We start from the raw sequence: 2,710 nt of genomic DNA, 5'->3' as shown, positions 1-2,710 counted from the left end.
GCCCCTAAACTAACTTGAAATATCTGACTTTCTACAGCAGCATCGCTAGCGAAAGGTAATTCTTCCAGCTCTTGATGGCTAGTCACCTGAATATCTCCATAATCAAACTCGATATCCAAGCGGATACGACCATCCTTCTCCTTGTCAAAGTAAAAGATCGGTGAAAAGGGGCGTATTTGTAAACGTTCTGGAGCAGAAATCTTGCCCAGTTGCCCAAACAAAGGAAGACAGGAAGCCAATCGATCCCGATCGCCAGTATCAAACTGAAGGCATTTTCTCCCTTTTGTTTCCTGAGGAAGTTCATTGATTTCCTTTAAAAGACTTATTTGTTTCGGATTTAAGAGATAAACATTGCCCTTACGAAAGAGAACCGCCCCTCCATAGAATACGTTGACTCGCTCACTTTCAGAAATCTCCATCTCAAAATAATCAGGGTACTCCTGCACAGAAAAAGAGAAAAGTCCTGCATCAGGATCTAAATCATGAAAGAGGAGATTCTCATAACTATCAAGCTGGTGGTCAAAATGAAAATCTTCCAAGTTCATCAATAACCCCACCCCTTGCTCAAAAAAGGTCAGAGGAAAAAAGAGGTGACGACCTTGATTTGGGAAAAAGAGTTCCTGACTGAGCCCCTCCTCAATCAAGCCCCGTAAAAAAGTAAGAACTTCTTGACTCGATTCGTTAAAAACCTCCCAAGACAAATTATTCTCATAGTGTTTCCCAATCATGTAAGATTTGCTTTGGGCCAAGACCTTCAAAAAGAGTGGAATATCACGGATGACATAATATTTTTGACTCTCAAGCAAACCGATTCGAAGAGTCCAAAGGAGGCGATTGGTTCCAGCTTCCACCTGGCCTAGAGCCGACAAAGTGTATGCCTCTTCTCGTTTTTGAGGTTGAACACGCTCCAAAAAACTTCCACCAAAACTAACCTTGGTTTCAACTTCTTCTTGCTCTTCATGTCCTTTTTCTAAGGTTTGTAAAATCACCTGGCCTTCTTCATCATTTTTCAGATAATGCTCGAGCGCTGCTAGGTGAATACAGTAACCTCTTTTTTGGAAAAAATCGCAAGCGCAAAAAACAAGATCATCCTCTAAACTGTAGCGCAAATCTTCTCCAGCTACACGTGTATAGAGGCGATTCCCTTTTTCCTTGATGATCTCAATCTTGCCCTTCTCATAGAGGGTGACCCCCTCCATGCGCAATTTTCCTGGAATCAATTTAGCCATAGTTACCCCTTTATCTTATCTCCTCATTATACCATATTATCCCCTATGAAAATAGCCTTCCAGGAAGACTTTTCTCCTAGAAGGCTCGATTCTTAAAGTGTAGCAAAAGTGGTCACGATGCGTTGACAAACCTCTTCTAGTACTGACTTCGGCATGGCTACATTGAGGCGAGCATGAAGAGCTCCTTCCTCTCCAAAGTCCAAACCTTGGTTCAAGATAACCTTGGCTTCATTCTTCAAAAGCTCTTGCAAGCGATCATCCGTTAGGTCATAGGCTGAAAAATCCAACCAGATCAAGTAGGTACCTTGTGGTTTCATGACCTGAATCTTGGTTTCGTTGCCCAAAACATCCACTACATAGTTAATATGGTCTTCGATGACTTCTTTTAGTTCTCCTAACCAGTCCTTGCCATAACGGTAGGCAGCTTCTGTTGTCAAATACCCCAAGCCTGAGATTTCATGCTGGTTATTGGCCAACTGGCGTTTTTGAAAAGCAACACGAAGCTTTGGATTTTCAATAACTGCATAGGAATTCTTGGTCCCAGCAATATTAAAGGTCTTAGTGGCACTACTCAAGATAAGGGCAAAGTCTTTAAAAGCAGGATCAATGGTATTAAAAGACTGGTGTTTGTGACCAAAGAGGGCCAAATCTTGGTGAATCTCATCCGAAACCAGCAATACACCATGTTTTTGGCAGAGATGACCAATCTTTTCTAACACTTCCTTTTCCCAAACACGGCCCCCAGGATTATGAGGGTTGCAAAGGATATAAAGCTTCACATCCTCTTCCACCAATTGCTTCTCTAACTGGTCAAAGTCAATCTCAAACAGCCCGTCCTTTTCCACCAAAGAATTAGTAATCAATCGGCGATTGTTGAGTTTGACACTGCGAGCAAAAGGTGGATAGACCGGTGTGTTAATCAGAACAGCCTCCCCTTCTTTTGTAAAGGCTTGAATGGCTGTTGAAATAGCTGGCACCACTCCCTCGATAAAGACAAGAGCATCCTTGTCAAAGTGATACCCATGTTGGCTGGCTTCCCAATCCTGAACCGACTCAATCAAAGCGTCGCTTGCATAAGTATAACCATAGACCAACTGATCCGCATAGATTTGTACGGCTTGTCGAACCTCAGGCAAGACTACAAAGTCCATATCCGCTATCCAGGCTGGTAGAATTTCTCGATCAGCTTCTGCCTCTTTCCATTTATAGGTATGATGCCCAAAACGATTGGGCAGACTGGTAAAATCGTATTTTCCCATATTTGTCTTATCCTTCTAATGCTTGACGCAAGTCCGCAATCAAATCTCTAGCATCCTCAATCCCAATAGACAAACGCAAAAGATCATCTGTCAATCCATAGGAATGGCGCACTTCTACTGGAATATCCGCATGGGTTTGGCTTGTTGGATAGGTGATCAGGCTTTCCACCCCACCCAAACTCTCAGCAAAAGAGAAAACCTTCAGGCTATTTAAAATATGAG

General features: G+C 42.7%; 3 protein-coding genes. All 3 read right to left on the bottom strand.

The window, feature by feature from the left end; all coding sequences use genetic code 11:
- A partial coding sequence (locus SORDD24_RS11475) for an SNF2 helicase associated domain-containing protein (protein ID WP_231082638.1) occupies positions 1–1,229 on the bottom strand: 1,229 nt, incomplete at its 3' end.
- A 92-nt stretch (positions 1,230–1,321) separates the two neighbouring features.
- Positions 1,322–2,488 carry a MalY/PatB family protein gene (locus SORDD24_RS01085; protein ID WP_061406741.1) on the bottom strand — a complete coding sequence of 389 codons (1,167 nt, stop codon included), beginning with the start codon at positions 2,486–2,488 and terminating at the stop codon, positions 1,322–1,324.
- A 7-nt stretch (positions 2,489–2,495) separates the two neighbouring features.
- On the bottom strand, positions 2,496–2,710 hold a 215-nt coding region (locus SORDD24_RS11470), incomplete at its 5' end, for a PLP-dependent transferase (protein ID WP_231082637.1).

Source organism: Streptococcus oralis (assembly GCF_001579175.1).
Lineage (GTDB): Bacteria > Bacillota > Bacilli > Lactobacillales > Streptococcaceae > Streptococcus > Streptococcus oralis_O.
This window is presented reverse-complemented; position numbering and strand designations above follow the sequence as displayed.